The sequence below is a fragment of the Mannheimia sp. genome, assembly GCF_056854775.1.
Genome location: NZ_JBXGGI010000085.1, coordinates 1 through 7299 on the forward strand (window position 1 = coordinate 1; position 7299 = coordinate 7299).

Genomic DNA, 7299 nt, shown 5'->3' on the forward strand with positions numbered 1-7299 from the left:
TTATAGATAATAAAAAAGGCAGGAACTCCTGCCTTTTTTGCTGAAAACGAAAATAAAATTAACGTTTTGAGTATTGTGGACGACGACGTGCTTTGTGTAAACCCACTTTTTTACGTTCAACGCGACGTGCATCACGAGTAACGAAGCCTGCTGCACGAAGTGCTGGGCGTAGAGTTTCATCGTATTCCATTAATGCACGAGTGATACCGTGACGGATTGCACCCGCTTGACCAGAAATACCACCACCGGTTACAGTGATGTATAGGTCTAATTTATCTGTTAATTCAACTAACTCTAATGGTTGACGAACGATCATACGTGAAGTTTCACGACCGAAGTAAACCTCTAAAGAACGTTGGTTAATGGTAATGTTACCACTGCCCGGTTTGATAAATACACGAGCTGAAGAGCTTTTGCGGCGACCTGTGCCGTAGTTTTGATTTGCTGCTGTCATTTTTCTGCTCCGTGATTAGATGTCTAAAACTTGTGGTTGTTGTGCAGCGTGGTTATGTTCGTTACCTGCGTAAACTTTTAATTTACGGAACATTTCACGACCTAAAGGACCTTTAGGTAACATACCTTTAACTGCGATCTCGATCACTGCTTCTGGACGACGTGCAATCATTTCTTTGAAGGTTGCATCTTTGATACCACCTACATAGCCAGTGTGCCAGTAGTAGATTTTATCAGTTTCTTTTTTGCCAGTTACTGCTACTTTCTCTGCATTGATAACGATGATGTAATCACCTGTATCTACGTGCGGAGTATATTCAGCTTTATGTTTACCGCGTAAACGGCGTGCTAATTCAGTAGCTAAACGACCTAAAGTTTTACCTGTCGCATCTACTACATACCAGTCACGTTGTACTGTTTCTGGTTTTGCTACAAAAGTTTTCATTAATTAAATACCAAAATATAAAGTTTATAACCCAATTCCTTAAAAAGGAATTACCTATGACGGTAGAATCCAACCCCTTCGAGTCAATTCTGACCAAACTGCTTGGCGGGAAACTCCAAGCAAAACAGGGTGGCAGAATTATACAGACTTTTTAGCCAAAAATCTAATATTTTTTAGACTTATTCTTTAAAATTGAACCTATATCACATTTTAATCATTTGGAGCTTTTCAAATAAAAGCCAAAATGTTAAAAATAGGACCATAAATTCACTACTTAAACATAAGGAGTTTATGATGGAACAATGGACAAGTGATGTTTGGGCAGCAATTGCCGCTGCATTTATTGTGGGAGCTGTGGTAGGTTGTACCCTAGTGCGTGTATTTAATAGTAATGTAAGGAAGCAACACGAATTAGAGCGAGAACTTAAACAAACCAAAACACAATTTGATGAACAAAAACAACAACTTGAGCAACATTTCGAGCAATCCGCTCAATTACTTTCAACGTTAGCGGCTGATTATAAAAAACTGTATGCCCATTTAGCTCAAAGTTCTGAAAAGTTATTACCGGAAAATGCTAAAAATATTGAGTTTTTCCAACAAGCTCAGCTGCCTGTTCAACCTAAAAAAACAGAAGAAGATCAACCAAGAGATTACTCCGAAGGTTCTTCCGGCTTATTAAAATCGTAAAATTTTTCCCAAAAACAACCGCTTGTAATTCATCACTACAAGCGGTTTTACTATTCACTATCCAGTTCTCTCATTATTGTTTCTTGAAGTACCAACTGCTCTTGTTCCGAGAGTGCTTTTCCTTCAGCATTATTTACCACAAAGAAATCCTCTACTCTCTCGCCAATAGTAGTAATTTTCGCATTTAATAAATTCAAGTTTAGTCGATTAAAAATATAACCAACTTGAGCCAATAATCCATCTCGATCAAGGGTAAATAACTCAAATTCAGTTTGCTGTTTTGATGATTGAGGAAGAAAACGTAACCTTGTTTTACGTTTAAATGACGCGTGCTTAACAGGCTTTTTAATAAACCTAGTCTGATTGTGCGGCATTGCTAACATTTTTATCAAAGATTGCTGAATTTGCAGACTTCTTTCGTTGGTTAAATCTTCTCCATTACGTTCAGTTACAATAAAACTGTCTAATACCAAGCCGTTTTCGCTGGTAATAATTTGAGCATCGTGAATGCTGATTTTCTTTTGGCTTAATAAATGAGCGATACGGGCAAAAAGTTGAGGCTGATCTTGGCAACAAACAAAAATTTCTGTTCCGCCCCTTGCATACTCGTTGCTGATTAACACCATTGGCAGTTCGCGATTTTTAATATAACTTAATGCGTGCCACACCAATTGAGTGGGTTTATGGCGTAAAAAATAGCTTTGTGGGCAAGGTTGCCAAAAGGTTATCAATCGCTTTCTTTCATCAGCAGAAAGTACCAATTTCATCAATTCTAATGCTTGCAAGCGATGTTCTTTTGCTACCGCTTCGTAATCTAAATTTTCCGCTAATTGCTGCAACGTGAATTGGTAAAGTTGGGTAAAAAGTGAAGCTTTCCAATCATTCCATAAACTCTCGCTGGTTGCACAAATATCGGCAACCGTTAAACAAAGCAATGAAGATAAAGCGGTCGAATTTTTCACTTTTTTTGCAAATGCACGCACTACTTCTGGATCGTGAATATCACGCCGTTGAGCAGTAATCGACATCGTCAAATGTTCTTCCACAAGCCAAGTCATATAATCAGTTTGCTCTTGGTTAAATGCGTGTAATTTGGCAAATTCACGCATATCCTCCGCCCCTACTTTAGCGTGATCGCCGTCTCTGCCCTTTGCAATATCGTGAAAAAGTGCGGCAAGATAAATCAAGCCGTGCTTATCCGATAACTGTGAAAATAAACTTTTAGCGAGAGGAAAAATAGAATCTTGCGTCTTCTCAGCAAAGTTTTCTAAATTCAGCATTACCCGAACCGTATGTTCATCTACGGTATAAATATGGAACAAATCAAACTGCATCAGCCCTTCAATCCCTTTCCATTGTGGTAAATAGGCTGTCAAAAAACCTAATTGGTGCATTGGCAAAATCGCTCTGGATACCACTTTAGGTTGGTGGAAAAGTTGCACAAATTTTTCTCTCATTTTCTCATTTTCACAAAGAGCCTGCTCTTGCTGCTGGAGAGATAAACGCAGTTGCCTTAACGTATCTGCACTCGCAGCTAATTGTGGGAAATGCGTAAGATGGAAGAATAAATCCAACATTGTAGTGGGATGATTTTTGAAAATGCGACGATCTTCAATAAATATCATCTGATTTTGCTGATAAAAATAAGGATCAAGCGGTTGTTTTTCACCTGTTTTTTGCAAATTGAATAAATGGGTCTGCTCAAAACCATTCAGTATAAGCTGGCTGAGTTGAGAAATGGATTTTGTAGCTTGGAAGTAATCACGCATCATCATTTCAACCGCTTGATTACCATCGCCTTGATAGCCTAAAAATTCACTGAGTTGTAGCTGTCTATCAAACCTCAAACGGTTATCGTAACGTTTAAGCTGCAAGTGAAGTGCAAAACGCATACGAAAAAGCACCGCTTGTGCTGCCATTAATTCTTTATATTCTTCGGAATAGAGCAACCCTTTATTGAGCAAATCAATGAATGAATGTACACCGTATTGACGTAGCATAATCCAAGAGATCAAATTCAGATCTCGCAACCCTCCCGGGCTGTGTTTTAAATCAGGCTCAAGGTTGTAACTGGTATTATGATAGCGGGCATAGCGAGCGTTTTTTTCGTCCATTTTTGCTTTAAAAAATGCATCAATTTCCCAAAAATCCGGCTGATATATTGCCTCTTTTAATCTAATCCAAAGCTGATGATTGCCGAATAGAAAACGCCCTTCCAACATATTGGTAGCAACTGAAATTTCAGCTTTCCCGATCGCAATACATTCATCAAGGGTTCGAACACTTGTTCCTAGCTGTAATTTGCTATCCCACAGCAAATTAAATAATTCATTTAGTAATTGTTGTGTGGTTTCATCTAACGGCTTTTCAGACAGTACTAAAACATCAAGATCAGAGAGCGGAAACATCTCCTCCCGCCCATAACCGCCAACCGCTAATAATGCAAGATCTTCACGCTTTTCCAGCCCGTATTGTTGCCAAAGCGTGAGCAAAATTTCATCGCAAAAACGGCTACGCTCAGTAATGAGATCCATTACATCTGTAGTTGGAAATGCCTGTTTTTGCTTTTCCGTAAATTCAGCTAAAAGCGTTTTTAATTCGTTGCTATTTTTCATATTTACTCGTCCAAATTTTTCAAAATAATAGGTGATTTATTTTGCTTTGCCTATATTTATTTTTACACAACAAGCTATAATGCACTTTCATTTTGTAATAGAAGGATAATTTATGACTCTTGCTCTTGCTGCCATTATCGGTGGCTTAATTGTGTTAGTTTGGAGTGCTGACCGTTTCGTTGATGGGGCAGCATCTACGGCTAAACATTTTGGTATGACACCATTATTAATTGGAATTGTCGTCATCGGCTTTGGTACATCAGCCCCAGAGATGATTGTTTCAGCTTCATCTGCATTAAGTGGCTCTCCCGGCATTGCACTTGGTAATGCTTATGGATCAAATATTACCAATATTGCTCTTATTTTAGGTTTAACCGCCCTTATTAAACCATTAATGGTAAATTCCGAAGTATTGAAAAAGGAATTACCTATTTTAATGGCAGTTACGCTACTTTCAGCCTATTTACTTTATGATGCCGATGTTACCCGTTTAGATGCGATTATTTTACTTACTGTATTTGCGGTTTATATGGTTTGGACAGTCATTACCGCAATGAAAAGTAAAAATGACGCGTTAGCAATTGATGTTGATGCTGAATTAGAGAGTAGCTCAGAAATGAGTTTAGGCAAATCCATTTTATGGCTGATTATTGGCTTAGTGCTTTTAGTTGTGAGTTCTCAATTTTTGGTTTGGGGAGCAGTTGAAGTTGCAAAATTCTTTGGTGTAAGCGATTTAGTGATTGGTTTAACCATTGTAGCAGTGGGTACATCTTTACCTGAATTAGCATCATCTATTGCTGCTGCTCGTAAAGGTGAGGTGGATTTAGCATTAGGCAACATCATCGGTTCTAACTTATTTAATACCCTAGCGGTGGTTGGTATTGCCGGTGCAATTGAACCAATGCAAGCAGCTGCAGAAGTATTCTCTCGTGATATTGTGATTATGTCTGCTCTAACCTTCTTACTTTTTGTGTTTGGCTTGAATATCTATCGCCGACCGGAAGGTGGAAGAATTAACCGCTTAGAAGGATTTATTCTTTTCATAGCCTATGTAGGTTATAACTTCTATCTGTTTAAAACTGCCATCTAATAAAACGAAAAGAGCCACAAATTGTGGCTCTTTTCTTCCTATTTAGGCATTACGCTGTTCAAATTCTTTCATAAACTCAATCAACGCTTTAATCCCTTCAATCGGCATTGCGTTATAAATTGAAGCACGCATACCGCCTAGTACTTTATGTCCTTTTAAGGCTTGTAAGCCACAAGCGGTCGCCTCACTTACAAATTTTGCATTTAATTCATCATTACCCGTGGTAAAGGTTACATTCATCAATGAGCGGTTTTCTTTTGCAACTGTGTTGTAATAGAATTTTGAGCTATCTAAATAATCATATAACAACGTTGCTTTCGCTAAGTTACGCTCTTCTGTAGCTTTTAATCCACCTTCTGCCAGTAAATGTTTGAATACTAATGAACACAAATACCAAGCAAAAGTGGGTGGCGTATTAATCATTGAATCCGCATCACGCTGAACCGCATAATTCCAAATAGAAGGCGTGTCTTTGCGGGCATTGCCGATTAAATCATCACGAATAATCACGATCGTAATACCTGCCGGTCCTAGATTCTTCTGAGCACCTGCATAAATTACCCCAAACTTACTAATATCAATACCACGAGACAAAATATTTGATGACATATCCGCCACTAACGGCGTGTTACCTACATTCGGAATATCAACAATTTCAACACCGCTAATAGTTTCATTGGTGCAATAGTGAACATAATCATACTGATCAGCAATATCGCTAAAATCTAAGCGGTTTACTTTTAATTGCGGATCGGTATCTAAAATATTAATTTCATCAATTTCGGTGAAGTTACGAGCTTCTTTTGCCGCAGTTGCAGACCAATGCCCTGAATTTAAATAAAGAGCTTTGCCTTTTTTGCCAATCAAATTCATTGGAATCGCCGCAAACTGACCTCTTGCTCCGCCTTGTAAAAAGAGAATGCGGTAATTTTCCGGTATATTATAAAGTTTACGCAAATCAGCCTCAGATTGAGCCGCTAACTCCATAAACAATTTACCACGATGGCTTACTTCCATTACCGAAGTGCCTTGATCTAACCAATTTAATAATTCGTGTTGTGCTTTTTCTAACACTTTTTTCGGCATCATTGCCGGACCTGCACTGAAGTTATAAACCTCTGTCATTTTTCACCTCTTGTATTAAAAATAATGATTATATTCTATCCGAAAAATAGGGAAATGGTAGAGTGATAGGGAAATTATTTTACCCGGCAAGCGGTCGTATTTTCTGAAAAATTTGCAAAATAAAACCCCTAACAAAAATTTGTTAGGGGTTAAACTAGATTAGCAAATCAGTAATTACCAGTTTACGCGTAAACCAACACCGATTGCTTGTTCTGTTGTTTTAGCTGAGCTGTGATTACCTTGTGAATCGTATGATCTACCTTTCACATATGCACCTTCAACGAAAGCAACTACGTTTTTATGGAATTTGTAGTCAGTACCAACTAAGAAACCGTGTTCTTTATCTTTAGAACCGCCTTCGTATTTAGTTTGAGCATATTTATAGTTACCATAGATAGATGATTTATCAGTTACTTGAACTTTAACCATTGGACCAACATAGAAAGATTTATCTTTGTCTGAACCGGTTTTTTCAATTTGGTAACCACCATCAACACCTACTAACACAGCATCATTGATGTTATAGCCAACTGCTGCATCAAATGCGTTTGCACGAATTTTATCTTCTGAGTCTGTTTTATAGTGTGTGCGACCGTAAGCACCTTGGAAGATCCAGTTGTTTACTTCATAAATTGCACCGAAACCATAACCATTTTTGATTGCTTTATCTAAAGCCTTACCGTCATTTTTTTGATTTTGGCTAAAGTTATAGTTAGCACTTAATGTTAAACCTTCAATACCGTTATAGTCATAACGAATGGCACTTGTGCTAGAAGTTGGCACATAGTCATTTAATAAACCGTATGCGTAGTCATTTGCTAAACCTACATCATCAGCAATTACTGCTTGTTTACCGAAAGTAAGCTGACCATACTCTTTTT

At 38.0% G+C, this 7299-nt stretch carries 7 protein-coding genes; 2 read left to right on the forward strand and 5 right to left on the reverse strand.

Features of this window, described 5'->3' with window-relative positions; all coding sequences use genetic code 11:
* Nucleotides 1-58: 58 nt before the first annotated feature.
* Together rpsI and rplM are read right to left on the reverse strand one after the other, a co-directional pair.
* Entirely contained in the window at nucleotides 59-454 is a 396-nt protein-coding gene (rpsI, locus tag ACJHV0_RS06045; RefSeq protein WP_025217229.1) for a 30S ribosomal protein S9, read from the reverse strand.
* Nucleotides 455-469: 15 nt separating this feature from the next.
* Complete coding sequence (gene rplM, locus ACJHV0_RS06050; protein ID WP_025217228.1) at nucleotides 470-898, reverse strand: 50S ribosomal protein L13; 429 nt, start codon at nucleotides 896-898, stop codon at nucleotides 470-472.
* A gap of 294 nt (nucleotides 899-1192) precedes the next feature.
* Between rplM and ACJHV0_RS06055 the strand changes: the two genes are divergently transcribed.
* Entirely contained in the window at nucleotides 1193-1588 is a 396-nt protein-coding gene (locus tag ACJHV0_RS06055; RefSeq protein ID WP_334233591.1) for a Z-ring associated ZapG family protein, read from the forward strand.
* 50 nt (nucleotides 1589-1638) lie between these two features.
* Here the strand turns inward: ACJHV0_RS06055 and glnD are convergent, their stop codons facing one another.
* Complete coding sequence (gene glnD / locus ACJHV0_RS06060; RefSeq protein WP_483133666.1) at nucleotides 1639-4203, reverse strand: bifunctional uridylyltransferase/uridylyl-removing protein GlnD; 2565 nt, start codon at nucleotides 4201-4203, stop codon at nucleotides 1639-1641.
* A gap of 112 nt (nucleotides 4204-4315) precedes the next feature.
* On the opposite strand from glnD, the gene ACJHV0_RS06065 reads away from it, so the two are divergent.
* Nucleotides 4316-5293 (forward strand): calcium/sodium antiporter, encoded by a 978-nt coding sequence (locus ACJHV0_RS06065; RefSeq protein ID WP_483133667.1) that lies wholly within the window; start codon nucleotides 4316-4318, stop codon nucleotides 5291-5293.
* 42 nt (nucleotides 5294-5335) lie between these two features.
* Here ACJHV0_RS06065 and serC read toward each other — a convergent pair whose 3' ends face one another.
* Nucleotides 5336-6418: a 3-phosphoserine/phosphohydroxythreonine transaminase gene (gene serC, locus ACJHV0_RS06070; RefSeq protein ID WP_483133668.1), complete on the reverse strand. Its 1083-nt coding sequence runs from the start codon at nucleotides 6416-6418 to the stop codon at nucleotides 5336-5338.
* 174 nt (nucleotides 6419-6592) lie between these two features.
* Nucleotides 6593-7299, reverse strand: a 707-nt coding sequence (locus tag ACJHV0_RS06075; RefSeq protein WP_483133669.1) for a porin, incomplete at its 5' end; no start/stop codon positions are given.